The organism is Bradyrhizobium sp. 18BD (assembly GCF_054185225.1).
Genome location: NZ_JAVAYL010000015.1, coordinates 152,628 through 178,329 on the forward strand (window position 1 = coordinate 152,628; position 25,702 = coordinate 178,329).

Annotated in this window: 28 protein-coding genes; 4 read left to right on the plus strand and 24 right to left on the minus strand. The window is 65.3% G+C overall.

The genetic code is table 11. The features are described from left to right. Positions 1–6: 6 nt before the first annotated feature. From RAD16_RS26000 to RAD16_RS26020, 5 genes are read right to left on the minus strand one after another with little or no spacing between them, the layout of a single operon-like run. Entirely contained in the window at positions 7–1,143 is a 1,137-nt protein-coding gene (locus RAD16_RS26000; protein WP_458160682.1) for an NAD(P)/FAD-dependent oxidoreductase, read from the minus strand. 8 nt (positions 1,144–1,151) lie between these two features. Then, positions 1,152–1,958: an ABC transporter permease gene (locus tag RAD16_RS26005; protein ID WP_458160683.1), complete on the minus strand. Its 807-nt coding sequence runs from the start codon at positions 1,956–1,958 to the stop codon at positions 1,152–1,154. Continuing rightward, complete coding sequence (locus RAD16_RS26010; RefSeq protein ID WP_458160684.1) at positions 1,955–2,830, minus strand: ABC transporter permease; 876 nt, start codon at positions 2,828–2,830, stop codon at positions 1,955–1,957. The genes RAD16_RS26005 and RAD16_RS26010 overlap by 4 nt, the downstream gene beginning before the upstream one ends. Then, positions 2,827–3,867: an ABC transporter ATP-binding protein gene (locus RAD16_RS26015; protein WP_458160685.1), complete on the minus strand. Its 1,041-nt coding sequence runs from the start codon at positions 3,865–3,867 to the stop codon at positions 2,827–2,829. Before RAD16_RS26015 ends, RAD16_RS26010 begins: the two co-directional genes overlap by 4 nt. Before the next feature lie 25 nt (positions 3,868–3,892). After that, positions 3,893–4,930, minus strand: a complete 1,038-nt coding sequence (locus RAD16_RS26020) for an ABC transporter substrate-binding protein (RefSeq protein WP_458160686.1) — start codon at positions 4,928–4,930, stop codon at positions 3,893–3,895. Positions 4,931–5,202: 272 nt separating this feature from the next. Here RAD16_RS26020 and RAD16_RS26025 point away from each other — a divergent pair, with 272 nt between their 5' ends. Then, entirely contained in the window at positions 5,203–6,126 is a 924-nt protein-coding gene (locus RAD16_RS26025; RefSeq protein ID WP_458160687.1) for a LysR substrate-binding domain-containing protein, read from the plus strand. On the opposite strand, the gene RAD16_RS26030 is transcribed toward RAD16_RS26025, so the two are convergent. Genes RAD16_RS26030 through RAD16_RS26070 form a run of 9 tightly spaced genes read right to left on the minus strand, consistent with a single transcriptional unit; the run spans position 6,116 to position 14,912 of the window. Beyond that, positions 6,116–7,489 (minus strand): amidohydrolase family protein, encoded by a 1,374-nt coding sequence (locus RAD16_RS26030; protein ID WP_458160688.1) that lies wholly within the window; start codon positions 7,487–7,489, stop codon positions 6,116–6,118. The two genes, RAD16_RS26025 and RAD16_RS26030, sit on opposite strands and share 11 nt — an antisense overlap. After that, positions 7,486–9,069, minus strand: coding sequence for an ABC transporter substrate-binding protein (locus tag RAD16_RS26035; protein WP_458160689.1), 1,584 nt, complete (start codon positions 9,067–9,069; stop codon positions 7,486–7,488). The genes RAD16_RS26030 and RAD16_RS26035 overlap by 4 nt, the downstream gene beginning before the upstream one ends. A gap of 18 nt (positions 9,070–9,087) precedes the next feature. Next, positions 9,088–9,744, minus strand: a complete 657-nt coding sequence (locus RAD16_RS26040; RefSeq protein ID WP_458160690.1) for an aspartate/glutamate racemase family protein — start codon at positions 9,742–9,744, stop codon at positions 9,088–9,090. Positions 9,745–9,752: 8 nt separating this feature from the next. Beyond that, positions 9,753–10,637, minus strand: a complete 885-nt coding sequence (locus RAD16_RS26045; protein WP_458160691.1) for a polysaccharide deacetylase family protein — start codon at positions 10,635–10,637, stop codon at positions 9,753–9,755. After that, complete coding sequence (locus RAD16_RS26050; protein WP_458160692.1) at positions 10,624–11,439, minus strand: ABC transporter substrate-binding protein; 816 nt, start codon at positions 11,437–11,439, stop codon at positions 10,624–10,626. The genes RAD16_RS26045 and RAD16_RS26050 overlap by 14 nt, the downstream gene beginning before the upstream one ends. A 16-nt stretch (positions 11,440–11,455) precedes the next feature. After that, a complete protein-coding gene (locus RAD16_RS26055; RefSeq protein WP_458160693.1) occupies positions 11,456–12,220 on the minus strand; it encodes an amino acid ABC transporter ATP-binding protein in 765 nt (254 codons plus the stop codon). Then, a complete protein-coding gene (locus RAD16_RS26060) occupies positions 12,217–13,074 on the minus strand; it encodes an amino acid ABC transporter permease (RefSeq protein ID WP_458160694.1) in 858 nt (285 codons plus the stop codon). The genes RAD16_RS26055 and RAD16_RS26060 overlap by 4 nt, the downstream gene beginning before the upstream one ends. Next, positions 13,071–13,895, minus strand: a complete 825-nt coding sequence (locus tag RAD16_RS26065) for an ABC transporter substrate-binding protein (RefSeq protein WP_458160695.1) — start codon at positions 13,893–13,895, stop codon at positions 13,071–13,073. Before RAD16_RS26065 ends, RAD16_RS26060 begins: the two co-directional genes overlap by 4 nt. 60 nt (positions 13,896–13,955) lie before the next feature. Further along, positions 13,956–14,912 (minus strand): N-carbamoyl-D-amino-acid hydrolase, encoded by a 957-nt coding sequence (locus RAD16_RS26070; protein WP_458160696.1) that lies wholly within the window; start codon positions 14,910–14,912, stop codon positions 13,956–13,958. A gap of 151 nt (positions 14,913–15,063) precedes the next feature. On the opposite strand from RAD16_RS26070, the gene RAD16_RS26075 reads away from it, so the two are divergent. Together RAD16_RS26075 and RAD16_RS26080 are read left to right on the plus strand one after the other, a co-directional pair. Further along, a complete protein-coding gene (locus RAD16_RS26075; protein WP_458160697.1) occupies positions 15,064–15,990 on the plus strand; it encodes a LysR family transcriptional regulator in 927 nt (308 codons plus the stop codon). Positions 15,991–16,020: 30 nt separating this feature from the next. Next, positions 16,021–16,734: a type 1 glutamine amidotransferase gene (locus tag RAD16_RS26080; protein ID WP_458160698.1), complete on the plus strand. Its 714-nt coding sequence runs from the start codon at positions 16,021–16,023 to the stop codon at positions 16,732–16,734. Positions 16,735–16,943: 209 nt separating this feature from the next. Here RAD16_RS26080 and RAD16_RS26085 read toward each other — a convergent pair whose 3' ends face one another. From RAD16_RS26085 to RAD16_RS26130, 10 genes are all read right to left on the minus strand, one after another. Continuing rightward, positions 16,944–17,411, minus strand: a complete 468-nt coding sequence (locus tag RAD16_RS26085) for a nuclear transport factor 2 family protein (protein ID WP_458160699.1) — start codon at positions 17,409–17,411, stop codon at positions 16,944–16,946. A gap of 94 nt (positions 17,412–17,505) precedes the next feature. Continuing rightward, positions 17,506–17,955 carry a tol-pal system-associated acyl-CoA thioesterase gene (gene ybgC, locus RAD16_RS26090; protein ID WP_458160700.1) on the minus strand — a complete coding sequence of 150 codons (450 nt, stop codon included), beginning with the start codon at positions 17,953–17,955 and terminating at the stop codon, positions 17,506–17,508. A 65-nt stretch (positions 17,956–18,020) separates the two neighbouring features. Continuing rightward, on the minus strand, positions 18,021–18,242 hold the full coding sequence (locus tag RAD16_RS26095; RefSeq protein ID WP_458160701.1) for a type II toxin-antitoxin system RelE/ParE family toxin: 222 nt from the start codon (positions 18,240–18,242) through the stop codon (positions 18,021–18,023). A 6-nt stretch (positions 18,243–18,248) separates the two neighbouring features. Further along, positions 18,249–18,458: a hypothetical protein gene (locus RAD16_RS26100; RefSeq protein ID WP_458160702.1), complete on the minus strand. Its 210-nt coding sequence runs from the start codon at positions 18,456–18,458 to the stop codon at positions 18,249–18,251. Between the two features lie 58 nt (positions 18,459–18,516). Next, complete coding sequence (locus RAD16_RS26105; protein ID WP_458160703.1) at positions 18,517–19,434, minus strand: metallophosphoesterase; 918 nt, start codon at positions 19,432–19,434, stop codon at positions 18,517–18,519. 105 nt (positions 19,435–19,539) lie between these two features. Further along, positions 19,540–20,421 (minus strand): DUF6869 domain-containing protein, encoded by an 882-nt coding sequence (locus tag RAD16_RS26110; protein WP_458160704.1) that lies wholly within the window; start codon positions 20,419–20,421, stop codon positions 19,540–19,542. 98 nt (positions 20,422–20,519) lie between these two features. Next, entirely contained in the window at positions 20,520–21,581 is a 1,062-nt protein-coding gene (gene ruvB, locus RAD16_RS26115) for a Holliday junction branch migration DNA helicase RuvB (protein ID WP_458160705.1), read from the minus strand. Further along, positions 21,578–22,195 (minus strand): Holliday junction branch migration protein RuvA, encoded by a 618-nt coding sequence (gene ruvA, locus RAD16_RS26120; RefSeq protein ID WP_458160706.1) that lies wholly within the window; start codon positions 22,193–22,195, stop codon positions 21,578–21,580. Before ruvA ends, ruvB begins: the two co-directional genes overlap by 4 nt. After that, positions 22,192–22,719, minus strand: coding sequence for a crossover junction endodeoxyribonuclease RuvC (gene ruvC / locus RAD16_RS26125; RefSeq protein WP_458160707.1), 528 nt, complete (start codon positions 22,717–22,719; stop codon positions 22,192–22,194). Before ruvC ends, ruvA begins: the two co-directional genes overlap by 4 nt. A 214-nt stretch (positions 22,720–22,933) precedes the next feature. Then, complete coding sequence (locus RAD16_RS26130) at positions 22,934–23,680, minus strand: YebC/PmpR family DNA-binding transcriptional regulator (protein WP_458160708.1); 747 nt, start codon at positions 23,678–23,680, stop codon at positions 22,934–22,936. A gap of 207 nt (positions 23,681–23,887) precedes the next feature. Here RAD16_RS26130 and RAD16_RS26135 point away from each other — a divergent pair, with 207 nt between their 5' ends. Further along, positions 23,888–25,636 carry a methyl-accepting chemotaxis protein gene (locus RAD16_RS26135; RefSeq protein WP_458160709.1) on the plus strand — a complete coding sequence of 583 codons (1,749 nt, stop codon included), beginning with the start codon at positions 23,888–23,890 and terminating at the stop codon, positions 25,634–25,636. Positions 25,637–25,702 lie beyond the last annotated feature (66 nt).

Here is a 25,702-nt window from a genome sequence, read left to right on the forward strand (position 1 = left end):
GTATCTCTAGTAACCGCTGTTGTTCGCCGCGCCCGCGCGGCCAAAGCGGCTGGCGGAGAACGCGCCAACCAGCTCCGGCTCGAGCGCGCCCCGCGCGACCATGCGCGCAATCTCGAAAGCGTGGTTGGAAGCCAGCGTCACCCCGGAATGGCAGCAGGCGACGAAGGCGCCGGGATGCGTCTCCGACTGGTCGTAGATCGGGAAGCCGTCCTGCGGCATGACGCGGATGCCGGCCCAGCTTCTGACGACATTGAGCCGCGACAAATGCGGGAACATGCGCTGCGCGCGATCGGTCATGACAGCGCTGATCGAGTGTTTCAGCGCGCGATCGTCGAGCTCGTCTTCCTTGCTGTCGCCGATCATCACCGTACCTTCGTCGGTCTGGCGGATCGTGGTCAGCGGATGCGGCAGGAACGGCATGGTGCGCTCGGTCACCACGATCTGGCCGCGGGTCGGGCCCATCGGCGCATAGAGGCCGACCATCGGCGCCAGCGTCTGGTTGGCGTTGCCGGCGGCGAGCACGATTTTGGCAGCGCGCAGCTCGCCCTTGGGCGTGGTCAGGTGGAATTCACCGCCGCTCTTGCTGATCGCCGAAACCGGCTGCTCCGGGAAATAGTCGATGCCAAACGCCTTGAAGCCGGTGTGGAAGGCGCGGAAGGTGCGCAGCGAATTGACGTGGCCGTCGAGCGGGCAATAGCTGCCGCCGGACACTTCCGGGCCGATCAGCGGCAGCGACTTCTTCACCTCGGATGCCGAGAGCATCTCCATCTTGTAGTCGGCCGCACCCGTCTGGTTGTGCATGCGCTTGACGAGCTCGGTGCGCTGGCCGAATTCATCGTCGCCGAGCGTCAGATGGAAGCCGCCGTTCTGCTGCAAAGAAACATCGAGGCCCGTCTGCTGCTTCAACTCGGACGCAAGACGGCCCCAGGCCTCCGACGCCCGCACGGTCCAGACCGTATAAGCGGGCATGCCGAGCCCCTTGCTCTGCACCCACACCAGCGCAAAGTTCGCGCGCGAGGCGCGCTTGGTGATGTCGCCTTCGTCGAGCACGGCCACGCTCTTGCCGACCCTTCCGAGGCCCCAGGCAATGGCGGAGCCGAGCAATCCGCCGCCGACGACGGCGACGTCATAATCTTTGGACATAGGTTCTCCTATCGTCCCGTATCGCCCTTGCCGGCGAGCACACGGTCGAGCCCGTAGAAGCGGTCGAGCAGAATGAGGGCGGTCATGGTTACAGCGATCACGCAGGCCGAGACCGACGTCACCAGCGGATCGATGTTGTCCTGGATATAAAGGAACATGCGCACGGGCAACGTCTCGGTGCCGGGTGCCGCAAGGAAGACGGTCATGGTGAGATCGTCGAAGGACTGGATGAAGGCGAGCGCCCAGCCGCTGATGACGCCGGGCAGGATCAGCGGCAGGGTCACGCGGCGAAACAGCGTCCAGCCGCCGGCGCCGAGCGAGACGGCAGCCATCTCGACCGTGCGGTCCATGCCGGTCGCGGCCGCCAGCGTCAGCCGCAGCGCGAACGGAAACACGATGATGACATGCGCGATGATCAGCGCGGCAAAGCTGCCGCCGAGGTCGGCCGATGTGAAGAAGCGCAGGAAGGCGATGCCGAGCACGACATGCGGGATCATCAGCGGCGACAGGAACAGCGCCGCCAGCGCATCACGCCCGCGGAAGCGATAGCGCGCGATCGCCAGCGCCGCCGGCACCGCGAACAGCAGCGCGACCAAGGACGACAGCGCGCCGAGCCCGAGGCTCACCCAGAAGGCGTGGATGAATTCAGGATAATTGCCGATCGCCCTGAACCAGCGCAGCGAAAACCCGTTGGTCGGCAGCGACAAGAAGCCTTCGGGCGTGAAGGCGACGAGGCAAACCACCAGGATCGGCGCCACCATGACGATGACGAAGATGGTGTGGAAGATCAGCGCGAGCGGACCATTCTGCCTCATCGGAACACCTCCGCATAACGGCGTTCGATCAGGGCATTGCTGCCGACGACGATCAGCACCAGCGCGACCAGCAGGAGCGTTGCGACAGCGGCGCCGAGCGGCCAGTTCAGCGTATTCAGGAACTCGTCATAGGCGAGAGTTGCCGCGACCTTGAGCCGGCGGCCGCCGATGATCGCGGGCGTCGCGAAGGCGCTGGCCGAGAGCGAGAACACGATGATTGCGCCCGACAGCACGCCCGGCATGATCTGCGGCATGATGATGCGGCGGATGATGGTTACGGGCCCCGCGCCGAGCGACATCGCCGCATTCTCGATCTGCGGATCGAGCCGCTGCAGCGCCGCCCACACCGACAGCACCATGAACGGCATCATCACATGCGCGAGCGCGACCACCATGCCGGTTTCGGTGAACATGAAGGGGATGGGCGAACGGATCGCGCCAAGCGACATCAGGAGCTTGTTGACGAGGCCGTTGTTGCCGCCGAACAGCAGCGCCCAGCCGAGCGTGCGCGCCACCACCGAGATCAGCAGCGGCCCGAGAATGATCAGCAGGAAAAAGCTCTTCCAGCGGCCGCTCATGCGGTTGAGGATATAGGCTTCGGGCGCGCCTAGCAGCGCGGTGAGCAGCGTGGTCAGGATCGCGATCCGAAATGTCCGCCAGAACATCTCGGCGTAGTAGGGATCGGTCGCGATCTCATGCCAGTTCTTGAGAATGAAGACCGGCTCGATGCCCTTGTACTGGCCCCAATCGTGGAACGACAGCATCACGGTCATCGCCAGCGGAATCAGCAGCACGCCGACGAACAGCATCAAGGCGGGCGCCGTCAGCGCCCAGGGCGCACGCGCACGGCGTTCCTCGGCGGCCGCGCTCATGCGCCGGCCCTCGCGCGCACGCTCATGTCCTCGGGCCGCCATGCGAGACGAACCGCCTCGCCCTCGGCCGGCTGCGCCGTGCCGTCATTCTGGCGGATCACGATCGCAGGGCCGCATTCGCTGTCGCACTGGAACAGCCAGTGATTGCCCTGGAAGATGCGCGTGACGATTTTTGCGCTGAGGCCGGCATCGCCGAAGCCGATGCGTTCGGGGCGAATGCTGACAGTGACCGGGCCATTGAGGCCGGCTGGCGCCGGTGCACGCCAGGAGCCTGCCACGAGTTGTGTGGGCGTAACGGTCCGGTCAATGGTCCCGGCGAAATCGTTAGTCTTGCCCAAGAACTGCGAGACGAAGGCCGAGGCCGGCTTCTCGTAGGTTTCCTGCGGGGTGCCGATCTGCTCGATCTTGCCCTGGCTCATCACCACGATGCGGTCGGACAGCGACATTGCCTCGTTCTGGTCGTGCGTGACCAGGATCGTCGTGGTGCCGATGGTGCGCTGGATCTGGCGCAGCTCGATCTGCATCTCCTCGCGCAACTTGGCGTCGAGGTTCGAGAGCGGCTCGTCGAGCAGCAGCACGCTCGGCTTGATGACCAGCGCGCGCGCCAGTGCGACGCGCTGCTGCTGACCACCGGACATGCGGCGGGGGTGGCGGTCCTCGTAACCGGCGAGGCCCACCATCGCAAGCGCGGAGCGGACGCGCTCGGCTCGCTCACTGCGCGGGACGTTGCGCATCTCGAGGCCGAACGCGACGTTCTCCGCCGCCGTCATGTGCGGAAACAGCGCGTAGCTCTGGAACACGATGCCGAGCCCACGTTTCGCGGGATGGATCGCGGTCAGGTCCTTGTCCTCCAGGCGGATCGCGCCGCGCGTGGGATCGAGGAAGCCCGCGATCATCTGCAAGGTCGTGGTCTTGCCGCAGCCGGACGGGCCAAGGAAGGAGATGAACTCCCCCTTGCCCACCGCGAGACTGAAGTCGTCGACCACAGTCTGCGCGCCGAACTGTTTGGCGACCCGATCGAGCTCGAGAAAGGCCATGACGCTGTCTCCGCGAACGTTCAGATCAGCGCTCGACCTCGCGATTCCAGCGCTTGGTCCACTCCTCGCGCTTCTCGTTGATGACGGTCCAGTCCGGATTATAGAGCTTTGCCGCGCGCTCGCCGATCGGCGCCATCTTGCCGAGCTCCGGCGGCACCTTCAGCGATTTCAGCACCGGGCCGTAGCCATAGTCCTTCAGCATCACGAGCTGGATCTTGGGATCGAGCAGCATCTTCACGAAGCTGGATGCCAGCGGCGAAGCGTTCGGCTTGGTGATCGGACACGCCGTCGTCAGCAGCGTCGCCGCGCCTTCCTTCGGATAGACGAAGTCGACGGGGAAGCCGGTGTTGGCAAAGCTCTGCACGCGACCCGTGCCCCACACCGCGATCACGGCCTGACCGGACTGGAACAGCTCGGTCATCTTGCCCGGGGACGGCTCATAGGCGAGCACGTTCGGATTGATCTGCTCCTTGAAGATCTTGAAGCCGGAATCGACGTTGGACTCGCCGCCGCCGTTCATCTTCGACAGCATCACCAGTGCTTCGAGACCATAGGTGTTGTTGATCGGCGGGATCACGAGCTGTTTTGCGTATTTCGTGTCCTTCAGATCGTTCCATGAGGTCGGTGGCGCCCAGCCTTTCTCGGCGAACACCTTGGTGTTGTACATCAGGCCGGTCGCGACGATGCCGATCGCAACCGCGCGATCGTCCTTGAAGCGCGCGGTGTCGTAGAGATCAGCAGCCGGCAGCCCGTCGAGCTTGCCGCAGAAGCCAAGCTGGATCGCCTGGTACATCGGGCCGTCGTCGACGATGGCGACGTCGATCTGCTGGTTGCCCTTCTGCGCCTGAAGCTTGGCCAACGTGTCGGTGGAGTTGCCGGCGACGTACTCGACCTTGACGCCGTTCTCCTTCTCGAAGGCCGGGATCACCTCGTCGCGGATCGTCTTCTCGAACGAGCCGCCGTAGCCGGCGACATAGAGCGTCTTTTGCTGGGCCGAGGCGGCCGACGGGACGGCAATGAGCGCCGCGATGCTGGCCGCTGTCAGAAGGCGAAGAGTCTTCATGTGGTCCGATCTCCATACCGGAATGAGGTGACGTGCCGACAAATCTCCGACTGAGGCGCCTTCCGCATTTCCTTCCGCGCAAATCCGTATCCGGTCAGGGCTCCGGCCCCTGTTCGGCGGGTTTTGGCGCGATTTGGAGGCTTGAACCCCTCCAATCTGCCGAAAAAGCGGGCTGCCTCCAGTCCTGATGAAAAAGATCGCAACCTATACCTCCATCGTCCAATGAATAATGGCACCATCTGCATGCCAAAATGTTATGAATGGAAATCGGGATGGCGCGGATCAATTCGCGGCAGGTGGAGGCCTTCCGCGCGACGATGCTGACCGGCAGCGTCACCGAGGCGGCGAAGCTGATGGTGGTGACGCAACCGGCGGTCAGCCGTCTGCTGCGGGACCTTCAGGCGCTGTTGAAAATGGAGCTGTTCGAGCGGCGCGGCACCGGCCTCGTGCCGACCGCCGCAGCGATGGCGCTTTATACCGAGGTGGAGCGCTCCTTCGTCGGCCTCGAACGCATTACCGCGGCGGCGGAAGAAATCCGCGGCCGCCGCACCGGCTCGCTGCGGATCGCGGCATTGCCGGCGCTGTCGAACGGCTATTTGCCGCGGCTCACAGGTCACTTCCTGAAGGAACGGCCGAACCTCAATCTCGCCTTCTTCGGCGTGATCTCGCCGATCGTGGTCGATTGGGTGCTGAATAATCAGTGCGACGTCGGCTTTGCCGAGGTGCCGATCGCCCATTCCGGCCTGCCGAGCCAAAGGCTGCCGGCACCCGCGCGCGTCGCAGTGCTGCCGACAGGTCATCGCCTCACCGAAAAGGAAGTGCTGGAGCCAAGCGACTTTGAGGGCGAGACGTTCATCTCGCTGTCTTCGGGCACGTCGAGCCGGCATCTCGTCGACCAGGTCTTCCATCGCCACGATGTCCGCCGCGTGCTGCGCGTGGAGACCACGTTGTCGGAGATCATGTGCGGCATGGTGTCGTCGGGCCTCGGCGTCGCAATCTGCGATCCCTTCACCGCGCAGGAGTTTTCGACCCGCGGCGTCGTCGTGCGCCGCTTCCTGCCGCGCATCGACTTCGAATTCTCCGCGGTGTTTCCAGCACAGCGCAGCGCCTCGCCGATGGCGCTGGATTTCGTCGAGACCGTGCGCAAGGCGCTGGTCGAATTCGACGACCTGCCCGAGGCGGCCGTCAGCCGTTGAACGCGGCCTGCGCCTCCGGCAGGTCCCAGATCTTGCCGATCGCAGCGGTGCCTGCCGCCATGATCGCGGCTTCGTCGGCGCCGAGATAGCGGCTGGCATCAATCAACATACGGCCATCGACCATGACCTGATCGATATTGGCCCGGTTGGCGAGCGCGATCAGCGCGCGACGCGGATCGAACAGCGGCTGGAGATGCGGATGGGTGAGATCGACAACGGTGAGGTCGGCGGTGGCGCCCGGCTCGATCCGGCCGAGGTCCGGCCGCTTGATGACATCGGCGGCGACAGCCGTATTCGCCTCGATCAACTCCGGCGAGTTCGCGACATCGGCGCGCTGCGACGTGACCTTGGAGATCAGCGAGGCCGCATTGAGCTCGCCGAGCAGGTCCATGTTGTAGCCGTCGGTGCCCACAACCGTGCGGACACCGTGCTCGGCGAACCGGCTGAACGCGGCGGTGACGCCGGCGCGTGCGAACACGCGCGGGCAATTGAGCACCGTCATACCCCGTGCGGCCATCAGCTTAAGATCATCATCGCTGCTGAACATGCAGTGCGCCGCCATCAAGTCGGGCGCGAGCAGTCCGAGCCAATCCAGATACTCCGCCGGCGTGCGGCCGCCATAACGCTTGCCGATGGTCTCGACCTCGGCGCGGCTCTGCGCCATGTGCGTCGTGATGGGCACACCGAGCTCGCGCGCCCGCATGGCGCAGGCCTTTAGCAAATCGGGACCGCAGGTGTCGGTGGCATGCGGGCTCATGGCGAGGCTGATGCGGCCGTCACCGCGATTGTTCCAGCGCTGGTAGAGCGCGTCCCACGTCGCCATGTCCGCGGTACCGTCATCGCCGGAATAGCGCACTACGCCGTCGGGGCCGGCCTTGGCGTCCGACGTCGAGAACAGGTAGGGCGCGCCGTAGAAGCGGATGCCCATCTCTTCGGCCGCATCGAACATCTCGGGGATCGAATTGCGGAACGGCTCCATCACCGTGGTGGCGCCGCCCTTGAGGAGCTGGAGAATGCCGAGCCGCGCCACGGCGAGCCGTTCCTCCGCCGACAGGATTTCGGCGCCGCGCTTGGTGAGCGGCAGCAGCACCGTATAGACGATGCTCTGGTTGTTCTTGCGGCCGTTGCCGTCCTCGCTGTGGCTGCGTGCCACCGCTTCGGAGAAGCAGTGATTGTGCAGGTTGAGGAGGCCTGGAAGAACAAAACGGCCGGGCCGGTCGTAGACCTCATCCGCACGCGGCTTGTCGCGCGTGATCGCGGCAATCTTCTTGCCTTCGACCAGGACCCACTGGTCGCGCAGCACATCCTGCGCGCCGTCTTTGCGTGACAGCACATAGCTGCCGAAGATTGCTGTGGTGCTCATGCGGGGCGCACGTTCCAGAAGACGGCGGTGCCGTCGAGAATGCCGGTGATCTCTTTGCGATAGGCGGTCGGCTGCTTGTACAGGCCGATCGGAATATAGGGGATTTCCTGGAATGCGACTGCCTGGATCTCGCGGCAGATGCGCTGCTGCTCGGCGAGCTCGGAGGCGGCCAGCCACTGGCTGCGCAGCACGCCCATTTTTTCGCTCGCATACCAGCCGGCGACCTTGCCTTCGCCGCGGATATTGGTGTTGCCGGCGGGATTAAGCCAGTCGATACCCTGCCAGTTGCCGACCGCCGCGCTCCAGCCGCCCTGCCCGATCGGATCCTTCTTGAGCTGGCGCTGCAGGATGACGGCGAAATCGAGCCCGGCATATTCGACGTTCATGCCAGCCTTGCGCAGGCTGTCCACCGCGATCTCGCCGAGCGGCTTCTGCGCCAGCGAGTTGGTGGGAACGAGCACCACGATCTTCTCGCCATTGTAGCCGGCGGCCTTCAGATCGGCCTTGACCTTGTCGTAGTTGCGCGGGCCGCGGAAGACGTCGAGGCCAACGTCGCTTGCCATCGGCGTGCCGGGCGCGAAGAATCCGATCGGCAAGACCTGGAAAGCCGGATCGGTGCCGGCCACCGCCGTCATGAACGCGGCCTGGTCGATCGCGCCCAGCAGCGCGCGGCGGATCGCGGGATTGTCGAACGGCGGCTGCAGATGGTTGAGACGCAGCATGCAGGCGTAGCCGCGGGGGTCGAGGATGCGCGTCTCGATGTCGCCGGCGGCCTTGATGATCGGCAGCAAATCGTGCGGCGTGGTCTCCTGCCAGTCCTGCTCGCCGGTCTGGAGTGCGGCGACGCCGGTGCCGGCATCAGGCGTGGTGGTCCAGACCACGCGGTCGTAGTGCACGATCTTCGGACCTGCGGTCCAGTCCGGCTTGCCGTCGGTGCGCGGCTGATAGCGGTCGAACTTGGCATAGGCGTTGCGGGCGCCCTGCACGCGCTCGTCGGCGAGGTAGCGGAACGGACCGCTGCCGATGACTTCGGTCAGCGGCTTGAACGGGTCCTGGCTCGCCAGCCGCTCCGGCATCATGAAGCAGGGATTGATCGCGGCCTTGCCGAGCGCCTGCGGCAGCAGCGGGAACGGCCGCTTGAGACGGAAGCGGATGGTGCGGTCGTCAGCCGCCGACAACTCGGCGGTCGCCTCCAACAGCTCGCCGCCAAAGCCATCGCGCGCCGCCCAGCGGCGGATGCTGGCGACGCAGTCGCGCGCGAGCACGCGCTCGCCATCGTGCCAGAACAGCCCGTCGCGCAGCGTGAGGTCCCACTGGAGCTGGTCGCCCGAGATCGCGTGGCCCGACAGCATCTGCGGTGAGACCTGCAGCGCAGAGCTCATGCCGTAGAGCGTGTCGTAGACCATGAAGCCATGGTTTCGCGACACCTGCGCGGTCGAATAGATGGGATCGACGAAGGCGAGGTCGATGACTGGGATGAAGCGCAGAGTGCGCTGCGCCTCGGCGCGGACGATGCCGGGCAGCGACAGCGCCGGCACTGCTGCGGCGGCCTTGAGGAGCGAGCGGCGGGAGATAGGCATTAAGAGGCTCCTGAAGATTTAGGTATTCAACAAGACCGCGCCGATCGCGGCAGCGACGGCCTGTTGCGCCGGCTCGATGACCGGCACACCGATCGCTTCCGCAATCGCCGCGCGATGCGAGGCCATACCGGCGCAGCCCATCACCACGACATCGGCGCGGCATTGCGTGACCAGCGCGCGGCCGGCCTCGATCAACCGTCCACGGATGTCCGTTCCGGCCGTCTCGGCTGCGCTCGCGCCGACCGACCAGCTTCCGGCATAGCGGCTGTCCACGCCCATCACCCGCGCCATGCGCTGCTGGCGGCGGATGCTGGAGGGCGAGAGCGCGATGACGCCAAAGCGTTCGCCCAGCATCAGCGCGCGAAAGATGCCGCATTCGGCGATGCCGAGCACCGGCCGGCCGCCGGCCGCCTCACGCACCGCATGCAGGCCGGGATCGCTGAAGCAGGCGAGCACGAAGGCATCCGCATCCTCGCGCGTGACGCGATTGACCAGCGGCATCACGACGCTGTCGGCGTCGCGCTGCGAGCTGATACCCGGCGGGCCCTCGGCAAGGCCGACCACCTCGATCTCAGGCCCGCCGGCGATCCGCAGCGGCGCGACCGCGTCGTCGATCGCCGCCGTCACCGACGCCGAGGAGTTGGGATTGATGACGAGGATGCGGCGGCGGGTCATGGTTTGGCTCAACGGTTGGCCGCCTCGTGGCGCAGGAAGTTCTCCGCGATCTTCTCGCCGGTGGTGATCCAGACATCCGGGCACGACTTGGCGTAGGTCAGGAACTCGCGCAGCAGCCGCAGCCGCATCGGACGGCCGCTGCATTGCGGGTGCAGCACCGTCGTCACCATCGCGCCCCAGTCGCGGACCTCATCCAGCTCGTCCTTCCACATCGAGAGCACGTGCTCCTTGGGGAAGATCGAACGCGGGCTGAAGCGCGCCGAGAGCCCATGCATCCAGTCGTCATAGCTCGCGGTGACCGGCAGCTCAATCGTGCCGGGCTTGCCGTCGGCGAGGCGATGGCGATAGGGCCTGACGTCGTCGCGGAACGAGGACGTGTAGACGATGCCATGACGCACCAGGGCGACACGCAGCTCCTCGGTGAACTCACCATAGGGCGCGCGATAACCGGTCGGCTTGACGCCGAGCCGGCGCTTCAATGCCTCGAAGCCGCGCTCCAGCTCCTCCTCGATCCAGGGATCGCCGGGATCGGGCAGCAGATGGTGATAGCCGTGATGGCCGATCTCGTGGCCGGCCTTGAGGATGGATTCGGCCATGGCCGGATGCGCATCGACCGACCATCCCGTGACGAAGAACGTCGCCTTGAGATCGAGCTGATCGAGCAGCTCCAGCAGTTTCGGCGTGCCGACGCGGGCCTCATAGCCGCCATAGCTCATGGTGATGAGCCGCTGCGCGTGCACCGCGTCCTTGCTGGTCCACGCGCTCTCCGCGTCCACGTCGAACGACAGGAACATCGCCGCCTTGTACGGCTTCGGCCAGGGATAGTCCGGCGCGGGATCTGCGGTGTTGGCTGGGGTGAGCGGGATGCTCTGAAGTGCCTTACTGTCCAGCATTGATGGTCGCCTTCTCTATTGCGTTATCGCTGAGTTTCCACTTGGCGAGCAGGGTCTTGTAGGTGCCGTCGGCGATCAGCGCATCGACGGCCTCCAGCATCGCCTGGTGAAGCGCCTTTTCCTTGACCGGCAGCGCGATGCCGGTGAATTGCTGCGCAAGGGTCTGGCCAACCGGCACGTAAGCGCCGGGCTCCTGATCCATGATGTAGGGCAGCGTCTCATCGCCCTGCACAGCGGCGTCGATACGGCCCTGCCTGAGCTGGGTGCGGGCATCCGCCGAGCCGTCGGTGCCGACGAAGACGATCGCATTGCCGCCGCAGTTCTTCTCGCTCCAGGCCGCGATCTGCGCCGGGAACATGGTGCGGCGGCTGGCACCCACCTTCTTGCCGCAGAGCGAGACGGCGTCCTTGAACTCCGCTGCGCGCGACTGCTGAACGAAGAAGCGCGGACCGCTGCGAAGATAATCGACGAAGGTCGCGGTCTCATGCCGGCTCGCATAGTCGGTGAAGCCCGACAGGATCGCGTCCGCCCGCCCCGTCGCAATCGACGGCATGAACTCGGCGAAGCTGGTTTCCTGCCATTCGATCTTGACGCCGAGCTTGCGGCCGATCGCTTCGCCGAGCTCGACATCGAAGCCCGTGAGCGCATTGGTGGCGGGATCGCGGAACTCCATCGGCGGATAGTTCGGCACCAGCGCCACCTTGAGGCTTCCGCGCTTGGCGATCTCTGCCGGCAGCTCGATCGCCAACGCCGATACGGTCATGGTGCCCAGGAATGCCGCCGCAACGAAAAGTCTCTTCATCAACTCGCCCCCACTGCTAGATCACTGCTGAAAGAAATGCTTTTGTCCGCTCCTCGCGCGGCGCGCCCAGCACGTCGGACGCCTGCCCCTGCTCGACGATCGCGCCCTGGTCCATGTAGACGACGCGGTCGGCGACCTCGCGGGCGAAGCCGAGCTCGTGCGTCACCACCATCATGGTCATGCCGCTCTTCGCCAGCTCCTTCATGACGGCGAGCACCTCGCCGACGAGCTCCGGATCGAGCGCACTGGTCGGCTCATCGAACAACATTAGCATCGGCTTCATCGCCAGCGCGCGCGCAATGGCGACGCGCTGCTGCTGGCCGCCGGAGAGCTGTGCGGGATACCAATCGGCCTTCGCCGACAATCCGACGCGCCGGAGCAGCTCGAGCCCCTCGCTGCGCACCTCGTCGGATTTGCGCCCCTGGACCTGAAGCGGCCCCTCGGTGATGTTCTCCAGCGCCGTCTTGTGCGGAAACAGGTTGAAGCGCTGGAACACCATGCCGGTCTTCAGCCGCTGCCGTCCGATCTCCCGCTCGCTGAGACGGTGGAGTTTGCCGCCCTGCTCGCGCACACCGAGAAGCTCACCGTCGAGCCAGATGCCGCCGCTATCGATCACGGCGAGCTGGTTGATGCAGCGAAGCAGCGTGGTCTTGCCGGAGCCGGAGGCGCCAATCAGGCACATCACCTCGCCGGACCAGACGTCGAGCGAGACGTTTCTGAGAGCCTGAAACTCTCCAAAATTCTTGCTGACGGAGCGGATCGCGACGAGGGGTTTTGTCATCGCGCAAGCCGCAATGTGCCGCGCGCAAAGCGGCGTTCGAGCAGCATCTGGAGCGGGGTCAGGATCGAGACCACGAGCAGGTACCAGAGCCCGGCGACGATCAGGAGCTCGATCACGCGGGAATTGGCGTAGTAGATGTTCTCGGCGTTGTGCAGCAACTCCGGATATTGGATGACGCTCGCAAGCGAGGTCGCCTTCACCATGCTGATGAACTCGTTTCCGAGCGGCGGAATCACGACGCGCATCGCCTGCGGCAGCACGATCCGCCGCAGCGCGCGGAGCCGTCCCATGCCGATCGCCTGCGCCGCCTCATATTGCCCGATATCGACCGACAGCATGCCGGCGCGCATCACTTCGGACGTATAGGCACCCTGGTTGATACCGAGCCCAAGCAGTGCGGCGAGGAACGGCGTCATGACGTCGACGGCACGCGCGCTCCACAGGCCGGGAATGCCGATGGTCGGAAACACCAGCGCGAGATTGAACCACAGCAAGAGCTGCAGGATCAGCGGCGTGCCGCGGAACAGCCAAGTGTAGCCTGCGGCCACCGTCTTCAGCACCGGGTTGGGCGACAGACGCATGATCGCGACGACGATGCCGAGGACAATGCCGAGCGCCATCGCCAGCACCGCCATCGCCATGGTGTTGACGATGCCTTCGAGGATGACCTTTGCGGTCAGGAAGCGGCTGACATAGGACCATTCGATCTGGCCGCCGGCAAAGGCGCGCACGATCGACGCCAGCACGAGGACGATCAGCGCGGCGCTGAGCCAGCGAAACCAGTGCGGCTCACGCGCGATTCGCAGTCCCGACAAATCGGGAAAACCCTCCGCGAGGGCCGGAGCCGGCTTCATTGCAGCGCCGCGTTCAGCATGGGCTGCGCGACCGCGTTGGCGCCGAGGCCCCATTTGTCGAGGACAGCCTTGTAGGAGCCGTCGGCGATCATCGCGGTGAGCTTCTCCGTCACGACCTCGCGCAAGGCCGCATCGTCCTTGCGGAACATGATGCCTTGATAGCCCTTGGCAAAGGGCTCGCCGACGACGCGGTATTTGCCCGGCTCTTGCGTCTGCGCATAAGGCAGCGTCTCGCTGCCCTGGACGGCGGCGTCGATGCGACCCTGCTTGAGCTGGTTGCGGACGTCGATCGAGTTCTCGCCCGGCACGTACTGGATCGCAGGCTTGCCGGCCGTCTCGCAATACTGCTTGCTCCACTTCTCGATCTCGACCGGGAAGCTGGTGCTGCGCGTGGTGCCGACTTTCTTGCCGCAGAGATCGGTCGCGTCCTTGGCCGCGCTGTCCGCCATCACGAAGAACTGCGGGCCGGTCCCGAGATAATCGACGAAATCGGCGGTCTCGCGCCGCGAGGCGCGGTCGGAGATGCCGGAGATGATGAAGTCGGCCCGCTTGGTCTGGAGCGAGGGGATCAGCTCGGCGAACGGCGTCTCGCTCCAGACGATCTTGACGCCCAGCCGCTTGGCAAGCTCGTTGGCAAGATCGATGTCGAGCCCGACCAGCTCGTTGCTGGCGGGATCACGGTATTCCATCGGCGCGTAGGTGGAATTGACGGTCAGCTTCAGCGTGCCCGCCTGCTTGATCTCCGCCGGAAGCTCGGCCGCGTGCGCCGACGTGGCGGCAGCCAATGCTGCAAGAGCGAGGAAATGCGAGAGGCGTGTCATGTCAGCTCCTTTGCTAACGCTTTCCTTTGCTGGCCCCATTGCTAACGCCGTGCCATTTGGTCAGTCCGCGTCGAGAACGGCCGGCTCGATGACGCCGGCGCGCTCGGTGATCACCCGGTATTGCTCCGGCCGCCGGTGGGCGGCGAAATTGAACATCTTGTCCTTGCCCTGGCGGCAGAGATCGAGATCGATGTCGGCGACGATGACTTCGTCAGCGAGCGTCTGCGCCTGTGCGACAATTCGTCCATTGGGATCGACGATGCAGGACCCCCCGATCAGGCCGGAACCATCTTCTTCGCCGGCCTTCGCAACCGAGATCGCCCAGGTCGCATTCATATAGGCGTTGGCCTGCGTCACCAGCGTCGAGTGGAAGGTGCGGAGCGCGCCGTCTTCCGTCGTGCCGCCATTGGGATCATAGGCCGCCGAATTGTAGCCGATGCAGACCAGCTCAACGCCCTGCAGGCCGAGCACGCGCCAGGATTCCGGCCAGCGGCGATCATTGCAGATCATCATGCCCATGATGGCGTGGCCCCAGGCTGAGCCGGCGCGGAAGGCGGGGAAGCCGAGATCGCCATATTCGAAATAGCGCTTTTCGAGCTGCTGATAGCGCGCGCCCTCGCGCGGTTCGACCGAGCCGGGCAGATGCACCTTGCGATAACGGCCGAGAATCTCGCCGTCGCGATCGACCAGGATAGCGCAATTGTAGCGCCGGCCATCCGGCGTCAGCTCGGCATAGCCGACATAGAAGCCGACGCGCAGCGCGCGCGCCCGATCGAACAGCTTTGCCACCGCCGGGTTCGGCATGCCGCGTTCGAAATAATGGTCGAGCGCGTCGCCTTCGAGCAGCCAGCGCGGGAAGAAGGTGGTGAAGGCAAGTTCGGGGAACACCACGAGGCTGGCGCCGCGGCCGGCCGCCTCCTCCAGCATGGCGAGCATTCGCGAGAGCGTGTGCTCGCGGCTATCGGCTTTTTGCGTCGGCCCCATTTGAGCGGCGGCGGCGCGAAGGACACGAACCAAGATTGCCTCCAATCTGTGCGCAGTGCTGCCTCAATGGGCGAATGAACCCTTTGATGCGACGTGCAAATCCGTCGCCATTACGCGGAAGCGGGGCTGCAAAATCAATTCGTTCTGCTATGATGTTTTGGCCCAGAGTATAAATGGCAGTGATATGAACCTGCGTCAGCTCGAGATCCTGCGTGCCGTCATCCGCCACCGCACCACCGTGGCGGCGGCGGACGAGCTGGCGCTATCGCAGCCCGCGGTGAGCAATGCGCTGAAGACGATGGAGGCGCAGGCCGGCTTTGCGCTGTTCGAGCGCGTCAACAACCGGCTGTTTCCGACCGCCGAAGCGATGGCGCTCTACAAGGAGAGCGAAGCCATCTTCGCGCTGCACGCAAAGCTCGAGAGCCGCGTGCGCGATCTGCGCGAGAACCGATCGGGGCATCTCGCCATCGTGGCGACACCGCCCCTCGCCTACAGCATCATCCCGTCCGCACTGTCTGGCTTCCTGCGCCGCCGCCCGGAGACACGCGTCTTCTTCGACGTGCGGCGCTATGAGGGCATCATCGAAGGCGTGCTCAGCCGCGTCGCCGAGCTCGGCTTCGCGCTCGGACTGACGCATCATCCCGGCATCGCGCATGAAGTGGTGCACACCGGCGAGATGGTCTGCGTCCTGCCGCCGCAGCATCCGCTCGCAGGCAAGCCGGTGATCTCGGCCGCCGATCTCTCCGGCCTGCCCTTCATCGGGCTCGAACGCGGCACGCGGCTCGGCGAGGCCGTGCGCGACAGTTTTGCCCGGGCCGGCGCGCCGTTCCGGCCGACCGTCGAGGTGCGCTACTGCAACACGGCCTGCGTGCTCGCCGCGGCCGGCGTTGGCGCCGCGGTGGTCGATCCGTTCTCGCCAAGGCAGAACGGCGGCAGCGGGCTCGTCGTCCGGCCGTTCACGCCGACCACGCACGCAGTCGCCTACATGCTATGGTCGGAAGCTGAGCCGTTGTCGCGCCTCGCCAAGGCTTTCCTCAACGAGGTCCGCAAGGAGAGCGCGATGCTGGAGCGCACAGCGCCACACCAGCGACATGGGGCAGAAAGCGACTGAGCTTCGCAACCTTTTGACATTGGGGGGCACATGGCACGCATCACCATCATCGAGACCGGACAGGTCCCGCAAAAGTACCGCGAGCAGCATGGCTCGTTCCCGGACATGTTCGAACGCATGGTCCGCGCCGAGGACCCGACCGCCACGGTGGACGTGGTCAGCATCCCCAATGGCGACGCGCTGCCCGATCCGGGCAAGCTCGAGGCCGTGCTCATCACCGGTGCGGCCGCCGGCGTCTATGACGGGCTCGACTGGATTGCGCCGCTGGAAGATTTCGTGCGCACCGCCTACGCCAACAAGACGCCCATGGTCGGCATTTGCTTTGGCCATCAGCTGATCGCGCAGGCGCTCGGCGGCACCGTGCGCAAATCCGACAAGGGCTGGGGCATCGGCCGGCATGTTTATCAAGTGCTGCCGGAGAACGGCGTCGTCGACGGCGAAGCCGTCGCGATCGCCTGCTCGCATCAGGACCAGGTGATCGAGGCGCCGAACGATGCGCTGACGATCCTCTCGTCCGAGTTCACCCCGCATGCCGGCCTGCTCTACGCCAACGGCACCACGCTGACCGTGCAACCGCATCCGGAGTTCGACGTGGAGTTTGCGGAAGTGTGCTGCGAGCTGCGCGACGGCAAGGCGCCGGAGGATGTCGTGGCCACGGCGCGCGCATCGCTGGCGGAGCCGATGGACAGCGCGAAGCTCGGTGGTGCGATCACGCGGTTTTTGGCGAAGCGGACGGCCCCTTAGCCGCAGCGCTCGCGGCATAGACTCTTCCCTTCTCCCCTTGTGGGAGAAGGTGGCGCGAAGCGCCGGATGAGGGGTGTCTATCGACGAACTCAAATGAGAGTGAACTCGCGGAGAGAACCCCTCACCCGTCTCGCCGCTACGCGGCGAGCCACCCTCTCCCACAAGGGGAGAGGGTAAAGTGCGCTCGCCGCTTCATCTCTCACTGCAACTCAAAACGGATCCGTTCCCAGTCCCGGCACATCGGCCGGCCGCGGCCCCGGCGCCGCCCAGTGAAACCGGCGATCCTTCTCGGCAATCGCAATGTCGTTGATCGACGCCTCGCGACGCTTCATCAGCCCGTGCTCGTCGAACTCCCACTGCTCGTTGCCGTAGGAGCGATACCACTGCCCGCTCGCATCGTGCCATTCGTACTGAAAGCGCACCGCGATGCGGTTCTCGTCGAAGGCCCAAAGATCCTTGATCAGACGGTAGTCCTGCTCCTTCTCCCATTTGCGGGTGAGGAACGCCACGATGGCTTCACGGCCCTGGAACACTTCCGAGCGATTGCGCCAGCGGCTGTCCTCGGTATAGGCGAGCGACACTTTCACCGGATCGCGAGAATTCCAGGCGTCCTCGGCCATGCGGGCTTTTTGCGCGGCGGTCTCACGGGTGAAGGGCGGAAGCGGCGGGCGCGACATGGTGGCCTCATCGGTTGATCGGGGCCGCAAATCTATCGTCGCGGGCGATGGAGTCGAGAGGCCATCACAAATCGGTCGATCACTTATCGGGCGATCACGAAATCAAATCGGCCTTCATCAGTGTGCGGATCGATTTCGGGATCGGCTGCGCGCGGCCGCCGCTGATGAAGGCGACGCGCACTTCGGCCTTCACCAGCACGTCCTCACCGCGCCGCACCTCCTGTGCCAGCATGATGGATGCGCCCTTCACGGCGACCGGCCAGGTCACGACGTCGAGCACGTCATCCATCCGCGCGGGCCTGAGGAAATCCAGATGCATCGAACGCACCACGAAGGCGAAGCCCGCACCTTCCGTCTCGGGCTGGTCGAACAGCGCCTGCTGCTCGGCCCCCATCAACCGCAGATGATTGGTCCGCCCGCGCTCCATGTAGCGCAGATAATTGGCGTGGTAGACGATGCCTGAAAAATCCGTGTCCTCGTAGTAGACGCGGACCTGCATGTGGTGGCGGCCGTCGCGGATCTCGCCGTCGAGATGGGCTGTCATTTCGAAAACTCTCGCTTTATGTCCCGACGCCCATCCAAGATCCGCACGATGACAATGCGATCAGTCTAAACGAGGTAAAAGGCAATATATCCATCGATCGACAATCCGCGAAGCGACGCCCCTAGCTCGCTCCGATCTGGTCCCAAAAACGGGAATTGTCGCAACTCATCGAACCGCTCCGAGAATCTCGCAGCCAATCGATCCGCTGCCGTTAGGCTACGCTCGGCGAGATGTGAATGGATATCAAAAAGGTCTGTGCGAGCGCGCAAGGACAGAACGACCTGCACGCCCCCCTACCGCTTTGCTCGAGTTTGCTTGAGAAACTCGTCGAGGTCCCACGGGACCACACGATCAGCGTCTACGTCCGCCATCCCTTCGTCGATCGCGTCCTTGAGCGCTCGAAACTTCTTGGCTTGGGACAACAGATAATCTGCCGCTGATTCCTGCATTTCCTCAGGCAGCAGCTCAAGAGCTTCGACAGCTTTCTCGATGGCAGAACTCATCCGATGAATATAGCGCAACCCCGGACCCGTGCCCAGATGCTGGCCCGAAATTTGACGGCTACACGACCAAGGGTCCCTGTCCCAGCGTCACCTCGACGATCTCCGGCGGCACGCCGAAGCGCACGGGCACGAGGCTGCAGCCGAGGCCGCCGGACACGATGAGGTCGCATTTCAGCCGGAAGTGACCATAGGCGAGCCGGATGCCGTGCTTGGTCGACACGGCCGGCGACCAGCCGAGCAGGCGGACCTGGCCGCCATGAGTGTGGCCGGACAGCTGCAGCGCGACCCGCCCGGGCACGCGCAGTGCGATGTCGGGCTCGTGGGCGAGCAGGATGACGGGCGCGTCGTCGGTAACCTTCGCCAGCGTACCCGCAAGATCGTCGGCACCGAAGCGCACCATGCGGCGATAGCGTTGCGCCGGAAAATAGGCGAGCTGATCGCCGAGGCCGGCGAGCCAGAACGGACGACCGTCCTTGGTCAGGCGCACCGCGTCGTTCTCGTAAACGGGAATGCCGGCCGCCTCCAGCGCGCGATGGGCCACCGTCGGCCCGTGCCCGATCTGCTGCACGGTCCTGTCGTCCCAATAATCATGGTTGCCCATCACGGCATGGACGCCGAGCGGCGCCTTGAGGCCGGCCAGCACCTTGGCCCATTCGCTCGACGGAATGATGCGCGTGACCCGGCGGACGCCGGCGACGTAATCGCCGAGCAGCACGATGATATCGGCCTTCAGCGCGTTGGTGCGATCGACGATGGCCTCGATCCGCTCCAGCGACATCCAGGGATCGCAGGCATGGATGTCGGCGATCACGGCGATCTTGAGCGGGAAATTCGCCGGCCATTGCCGGGGTGTTGGATGATAGCGGGTGACGCGAAGCCGCAGCACCGGCTCGACGCCAACGCCATAGGCCGCGGTCGAGACGCCGAAGGCGGACAGGGCGCCGATGGAACGGATAAGATGACGACGCGTGATCATGGAAGCCCGATGGTGATGCGGCCTCTTGATGCTGTCCGATTGGAGCGGAATTGGGGTGCGTTCGTGCAGACCGTCTGCAGCCGCGTGCAGAATTCCGCATAAAGGTTACCGGCGACGCTCGCCGACCAGCGCATCCAGCCGCGCCTTCAATTCGTCGGGCGCGCGGTAGTACAAGACGCCGCCGAGCAGATCGCGAAAACGTGCATCGGCGCGCGCCTCGCGCTCGATACGGTCGATCGTCCCGGTGCTGATCACATCTTCGAGCGGACCTGCGGCCAGTAGCGACAGCAGCACCGGATTGGACTCGATCTTCAGGATCTCGAGGATCAGGTCGATCATCCTGTCAGGATCGTCCTCGCGCAAATCGCGCTCGAAATCCATGATCATGAACAGATTGTCATCCTGATCGCGTTCGGACTTCGAATATTGCTCGACCCAGGCGCGCGCGAGTTCGGCGATCGGCATGCCGGCGCAATCGAGCGGCGCGCGCGGCGTACGCTGGGCCAGATGGTCGGCACGCCAGGCCTCGCTGTCGGCAAGCCCTGCGAGGCGCGACATCAGGGGATCGTCAGCGGCGACATGCACGCCGCCAAGCAGCCAGCGCAGCCGGTTATTGTGCGCGGCTTCCTGCTCGACGCGCGCCATCACGTCCTTGCCATGCGCATAGAACAGCGCCAGCAGGAATTTGTCGTTGAGCTGCATCACCGTCGGCTTGTCGGCCTCGGTCCTGAGCACTTCGAGCACGAGATCGAGCGCGGCTTGCGGCCGGCGATGCGGCAGATGCTCGAAATAGAGTTTGAGGGCCCAGAGGCTGCCGACCTGGTCGCGGCGGCTGACGCGCTGAAGCGCGCACCACATCGACGCCAATTCGGCGAGCGGCATCGGATCCAGAAACGCCTCGGTCTCGTCGGGCGTACGCAGTTGCGGCGCGGCCGCGATCGTCTCCAGCAGCGTCGCGTCAGTCTGCCCGATGTCTTGCTGCCCCATCTCTTCCCACTCCGGTCCATGTGCGTGAGCAGCAATCCCGATCGCTGCTCGTTCGCATTAGTGACGGGTGGAACTCGTGGGTTCACCAATTGTGACAGTCAGTCGTCGTCGGCCTGATCAGTGCCGAACAGGCCAAACTGTGCCGCCGCATCGCGTGAGGGCTCGGCGATGCCGAGATGACGGAAGGCGTGCGAGGTGAGCAGCCGGCCGCGCGGGGTGCGCTGAAGATAGCCGCACTGGATGAGATAGGGCTCGATGATGTCCTCGATCGCATCGCGCGGCTCGGAGAGCGCCGCGGCCATCGTCTCGACACCGACCGGGCCGCCGCCATAGTTGAGCGCGATGGTCGAGAGGTAGCGGCGGTCCATGGCGTCGAGGCCGGCGGCGTCGACCTCGAGCGCACTGAGTGCGTGGTCGGCGATCTTGCGATCGATCGTGTCGGCATTCGCCGCCGAGGCAAAATCGCGCACGCGCCTGAGCAGGCGCCCGGCGATGCGCGGCGTGCCGCGGGCGCGGCGCGCGATCTCGTTGGCGCCATCGGCGCTCATGCCGACCTTGAGCACGCGCGCGCCGCGGCTGACGATGCTCTCGAGCTCCTCGATGGTGTAGAAGTTGAGCCGCACCGGAATGCCGAAGCGGTCGCGCAAGGGATTGGTGAGGAGGCCGGCGCGCGTGGTGGCCCCGACGAGGGTGAACTTCGACAGCTCTATCTTCACCGAGCGCGCCGCCGGGCCTTCGCCGATGATGAGGTCGAGCTGGAAATCCTCCATCGCGGGATAGAGCACCTCTTCGACCGCGGGGTTGAGGCGATGGATCTCGTCGATGAAGAGCACGTCGCGCTCTTCGAGATTGGTCAGCAGCGCGGCGAGATCGCCGGCCTTGGCGATCACGGGACCCGACGTTGCGCGAAAACCGACGCCGAGCTCCTTGGCCACGATCTGCGCCAGCGTGGTCTTGCCGAGGCCGGGGGGACCGACGAACAGCACGTGATCCAGCGCCTCGCCACGCTTGCGCGCGGCTTCGATGAAGATCGAGAGATTCTTGCGTGCCTGCTGCTGGCCGACGAAGTCGGACAGCGATTGCGGGCGCAACGCGGTGTCGCCGACATCGTCGCTGCGGCGCTCGGGCGAGACCATGCGGTTGGCCTTGGGATCGCTCACTTGGCGAGCTCCTTCAGGCCGAGGCGGATGAGCTGCGCCGTTTCAGCACCTTCACCTGCGCTGCGCGATGCCGATGCAATGGCTGCGGCGGCCTGCGGCTGACCGTAACCGAGATTGACCAGCGCGGAGATCGCATCCGCCACGGGCCGCGGTGCGCGCTGATCGTCGACGGCGCCGGCGAGATGCACGACGGCGGGATCGACATTGGCGAAAGCTGGCGCCTTGTCCTTCAGCTCGGTGACGATGCGCTCGGCGACCTTGGGCCCGACGCCGGGCGTGCGCGACACCGCGGCCTTGTCACGCAGCGCAATGGCGTTGGCGAGATCGGAAGGCGCCAGCGTACCGAGCACCGCGAGCGCGACCTTGGCGCCGACGCCCTGCACGGTCTGGAGCAGGCGAAACCATTCCCGCTCCTGATCGGTGCGGAAGCCGAACAGCTTGATCTGGTCCTCACGGACATAGGTCTCGATCGACAGCACGGCCGCCCCGCCCGGAGACGGCAGATGCTGCAGCGTGCGCGTCGAGCAATGCACCTGGTAGCCGACGCCGCCGACGTCGAGGATGACAAAATCCTCGCCGTAGGAATCGATCAGGCCCTTGAGCTTGCCGATCATAGTCCGGCCACCTTCAGCCTGAGCGCCGTGCTCTGGCGGTGATGGGCATGGGTGATGGCGATGGCGAGCGCGTCGGCGGCGTCCGCGGACGGCGGTTCGGCCTTCGGCAGTAATATCTTCAGCATCATTCCGATCTGCTGCTTGTCGGCATGGCCGGCCCCGACCACGGTCTTCTTCACCTGGTTCGGCGCGTATTCGGCAACAGAGATGCCGAACATTGCGGGCGCCAGCATGGCGACGCCGCGGGCCTGGCCCAGCTTCAGCGTCGCGGCGCCGTCCTTGTTGATGAACGTCTGCTCGACCGCCGCTTCCATCGGCTTGTGATCGGACAGGACCGAAGCGAGCCCCTCGTGGATCGCGAGCAGCCGGCTCGACAGCGGCAGATCGTCCGGTGGTTCCACCGAACCGCAGGCGACGTAGATCAATCGGTTGCCGTCGGCCTCGATCACGCCCCAGCCGGTGCGGCGCAGGCCGGGGTCGATGCCGATGATGCGAACGGGGACGCGAATCGGGAGCGCGGTCATGGGCCAGTGATAGCGGCTGGCCGCCGCAGGGGAAACAGAAACAGAACGGAAGTAACAGGGGAAGTGGGGAGTGGCTGTGCCCCGGGCGCGACGCAGCACGAAGTGATGCGTCGCAGAACCGGGGCCCATATCGCCGCCTACATATGACGCACCATGGGTCCCGGCTCTGCGCAGCAGCGTTTCACGGTGCAGCGCGTCCGGGACACGAGAACCCCTATCCGCCCATCTTCGCGACCAGCGCGTCCGACACCTCGAAATTGGCGTAGACGTTCTGCACGTCGTCGTGCTCGTTAAGCAGATCCATCAGCTTGAGCAGCTTCTCGCCGGTCTCGTCGTCCACCGCCACCGTGTTCTGCGGCTTCCAGATCAGCGCGGCCTTGCGCGGCTCGCCGAACTTGGCTTCCAGCGCTTTGGCGACGTCGCGATAGCTTTCGGTCGAGGCGTAGATCTCGTGGCCGCTTTCGCTGGACACCACGTCGTCGGCGCCGGCCTCGATCGCGGCATCGAGCACGGCGTCGTCATCGGCGACGCTGCGATCGTATTCGATGATGCCGGTGCGGTCGAACATGAACGACACCGAGCCGGTTTCGCCGAGATTGCCGCCCGATTTGGTGAAGAAGGAGCGGATGTCGGAGGCGGCACGGTTGCGGTTGTCGGTCAGCGCCTCGACGATGACGGCGACACCGCCCGGGCCATAGCCCTCGTAGCGGATCTCGTCATAGTTCTCGCCCTCGTTGCCGAGCGCTTTCTTGACCGCGCGCTCGATATTGTCCTTCGGCATGTTCTCCTGCCGAGCCGCGATGATGGCCGCGCGCAGGCGGGGGTTCATGGCGGGGTCGGGCGTGCCCAGCTTGGCGGCGACGGTGATTTCCCGCGCCAGCTTTCCGAACAGTTTCGACTTCTGCGCATCCTGCCGCCCCTTGCGGTGCATGATGTTCTTGAATTGGGAATGTCCGGCCATGCGTGATCTTCTCTAGGGAATCGTGCGCCAAAAGTGAGCGAGGGAAGCGCGGCGTTATAGGCCGCCAACCCACCGGAATGAAAGAGGCTCTACGACTTTAAGGTAATAACGTAGTGGCCCGTGCCCAGAAGTCAGGCACCGTTAACCCTGATTTCATTCCGGCTTGCGAAAATAGCGTCCGCCCGTCTCCCGACAAGAGTTGACCTGATGGCGTTCGCATTATTTCGGAAGCGTCTGCCGGATACGCCTGCGCTTGCCGCAGTGCCGCAAGTCTCGCAGTCGCCGGTCGATGCCGCCCCCGCCCCGGCCACCGAGGGTGATTCCGCCAGGGAAATCCTGGAACTGCTGGAACTCGAGCTCGGGGCCATGATCCGCCAGCTCGAGCGCGCCGCCAATTCGGTCGCCGGCGGCGCCGAGGCGACTGCCGTAACGCTGGCCACGATCCGCGACCGCACCGACGCCCTGACCGGCCGCAGCAACGCCGCGCAATCGACTGCGTCCACCTTCGCCCACGCCGCCGACAAGTTCACCCAGTCCGCGCAGGGCATCGGGGCGCAGGTCCGCGCCGCCGGCAAGCTCGCCGACGAGGCCAGCGCCGCGGCGCAGGAAGCCCGCGCCAATGTCGACCGCTTGCGCGAATCCTCCGCGGCCATCGGCAACGTCGTCAATCTGATCGCGCAGATCGCACGGCAGACGACGCTGCTCGCGCTCAATTCGACCATCGAGGCCGCACGCGCCGGCGCCGCCGGTAAGGGCTTTGCGGTGGTCGCGACCGAGGTCAAGGCACTCGCGGTGCAGACGCAAGGCGCCACGGAAGAGATTTCCCGGAAGATCGACGCCTTGCAGCGCGACGCCGCCGGCTCGGCCGATGCCGTGCACCGCATCTCGCAGGCGATCGAGGCGATCCGCCCGGTGTTCGACACCGTCAACGGCGCCGTCGCCGAGCAGAACGCCACCACCAGCGAAGTCTCCGGCAATGCCGCCAGCGCCTCCGACTTCATCATCTCGGTCGGCGAGAGCGCGGCCGAGATCGATGCCGCGACCAAAGCCGCCGAGAGCCATGGCGAGAACGTCGCCAGCGCCGGCAAGGCTGTCACCACCTTCGCCCAGAAACTGAAATCGCGCTGCGCGGTGCTGCTGCGCCAGAGCGAGCACGACGACCGCCGCAAGACCGAGCGGCTGCCCTGCCACCTCAAATTCGAGACCACGCGCGGCGCGATGCCGGTCTATGAGATCTCGATGGACGGCGTGCTGATCGGTGGCGCAGAGGCGGGCCGGCTTGCGCCGCAGGCGATCGTCGAAGGCGCGCTCGAAGATGTCGGCGCCTGCCGCTTGCGCGTGACCGAGCAATCCAAGGCCGGCGCCCGCGCGCAGTTCGTCAGCCCCAAGCCTGATCTCAGCGAGAAGATCGAAGACAAGCTCTGGTCGATCCACGAGGAGAATACCGAGTTCGTCACCCGTGCCATGGAAGCGGGCAACGCACTGACCGCGATCTTCGAGCAGGCGGTTGCGCGCGGCGAGGTGAAGATCGACGATCTCTTCGACGCCGCTTATGCGGAGATCGCCGGGACCAATCCGCAGCAATATCGCACGAAATATCTTGCCTGGGCCGACCGCGCGCTGCCGCCGTTCCAGGAAGCCTTCCTCGCCAAGGACCCGCGCATGGCGTTCTGCGCCATGGTCGATCGCAACGGCTTCCTGCCGGTGCACAACAAGATCTATTCGCACCCGCAGCGGCCGGGCGATGTCGCCTGGAACACCGCCAATAGCCGCAACCGCCGGATCTTCAACGATCCGGCGGGGCTGGCCGCCGCGCACAACCAGCGCTCGTACCTGGTCCAGAGCTATGCGCGCGACATGGGCAATGGGAATACGGTGATGATGCGCGAGATCGACGTCCCGATCCGCGTGCAGGGCCGGCACTGGGGTGGATTCCGCACCGCTTATAAACTGTAGCGCACGCTCCAGTGCACTCTCGGGCAAGACGCCGGGCGCGAATCATCCTTTAAACTTGGAATTGGA

Bases quoted from the DNA above. Each gene is read 5' to 3' on its own strand.
- RAD16_RS26000 (WP_458160682.1), bottom strand. From the start codon at position 1,143: ATGTCCAAAGATTATGACGTCGCCGTCGTCGGCGGCGGATTGCTCGGC.
- RAD16_RS26005 (WP_458160683.1), bottom strand. From the start codon at position 1,958: ATGAGGCAGAATGGTCCGCTCGCGCTGATCTTCCACACCATCTTCGTC.
- RAD16_RS26010 (WP_458160684.1), bottom strand. From the start codon at position 2,830: ATGAGCGCGGCCGCCGAGGAACGCCGTGCGCGTGCGCCCTGGGCGCTG.
- RAD16_RS26015 (WP_458160685.1), bottom strand. From the start codon at position 3,867: ATGGCCTTTCTCGAGCTCGATCGGGTCGCCAAACAGTTCGGCGCGCAG.
- RAD16_RS26020 (WP_458160686.1), bottom strand. From the start codon at position 4,930: ATGAAGACTCTTCGCCTTCTGACAGCGGCCAGCATCGCGGCGCTCATT.
- RAD16_RS26025 (WP_458160687.1), top strand. From the start codon at position 5,203: ATGGCGCGGATCAATTCGCGGCAGGTGGAGGCCTTCCGCGCGACGATG.
- RAD16_RS26030 (WP_458160688.1), bottom strand. From the start codon at position 7,489: ATGAGCACCACAGCAATCTTCGGCAGCTATGTGCTGTCACGCAAAGAC.
- RAD16_RS26035 (WP_458160689.1), bottom strand. From the start codon at position 9,069: ATGCCTATCTCCCGCCGCTCGCTCCTCAAGGCCGCCGCAGCAGTGCCG.
- RAD16_RS26040 (WP_458160690.1), bottom strand. From the start codon at position 9,744: ATGACCCGCCGCCGCATCCTCGTCATCAATCCCAACTCCTCGGCGTCG.
- RAD16_RS26045 (WP_458160691.1), bottom strand. From the start codon at position 10,637: ATGCTGGACAGTAAGGCACTTCAGAGCATCCCGCTCACCCCAGCCAAC.
- RAD16_RS26050 (WP_458160692.1), bottom strand. From the start codon at position 11,439: ATGAAGAGACTTTTCGTTGCGGCGGCATTCCTGGGCACCATGACCGTA.
- RAD16_RS26055 (WP_458160693.1), bottom strand. From the start codon at position 12,220: ATGACAAAACCCCTCGTCGCGATCCGCTCCGTCAGCAAGAATTTTGGA.
- RAD16_RS26060 (WP_458160694.1), bottom strand. From the start codon at position 13,074: ATGAAGCCGGCTCCGGCCCTCGCGGAGGGTTTTCCCGATTTGTCGGGA.
- RAD16_RS26065 (WP_458160695.1), bottom strand. From the start codon at position 13,895: ATGACACGCCTCTCGCATTTCCTCGCTCTTGCAGCATTGGCTGCCGCC.
- RAD16_RS26075 (WP_458160697.1), top strand. From the start codon at position 15,064: ATGAACCTGCGTCAGCTCGAGATCCTGCGTGCCGTCATCCGCCACCGC.
- RAD16_RS26080 (WP_458160698.1), top strand. From the start codon at position 16,021: ATGGCACGCATCACCATCATCGAGACCGGACAGGTCCCGCAAAAGTAC.
- RAD16_RS26085 (WP_458160699.1), bottom strand. From the start codon at position 17,411: ATGTCGCGCCCGCCGCTTCCGCCCTTCACCCGTGAGACCGCCGCGCAA.
- ybgC (WP_458160700.1), bottom strand. From the start codon at position 17,955: ATGACAGCCCATCTCGACGGCGAGATCCGCGACGGCCGCCACCACATG.
- RAD16_RS26100 (WP_458160702.1), bottom strand. From the start codon at position 18,458: ATGAGTTCTGCCATCGAGAAAGCTGTCGAAGCTCTTGAGCTGCTGCCT.
- RAD16_RS26105 (WP_458160703.1), bottom strand. From the start codon at position 19,434: ATGATCACGCGTCGTCATCTTATCCGTTCCATCGGCGCCCTGTCCGCC.
- RAD16_RS26110 (WP_458160704.1), bottom strand. From the start codon at position 20,421: ATGGGGCAGCAAGACATCGGGCAGACTGACGCGACGCTGCTGGAGACG.
- ruvA (WP_458160706.1), bottom strand. From the start codon at position 22,195: ATGATCGGCAAGCTCAAGGGCCTGATCGATTCCTACGGCGAGGATTTT.
- ruvC (WP_458160707.1), bottom strand. From the start codon at position 22,719: ATGACCGCGCTCCCGATTCGCGTCCCCGTTCGCATCATCGGCATCGAC.
- RAD16_RS26130 (WP_458160708.1), bottom strand. From the start codon at position 23,680: ATGGCCGGACATTCCCAATTCAAGAACATCATGCACCGCAAGGGGCGG.
- RAD16_RS26135 (WP_458160709.1), top strand. From the start codon at position 23,888: ATGGCGTTCGCATTATTTCGGAAGCGTCTGCCGGATACGCCTGCGCTT.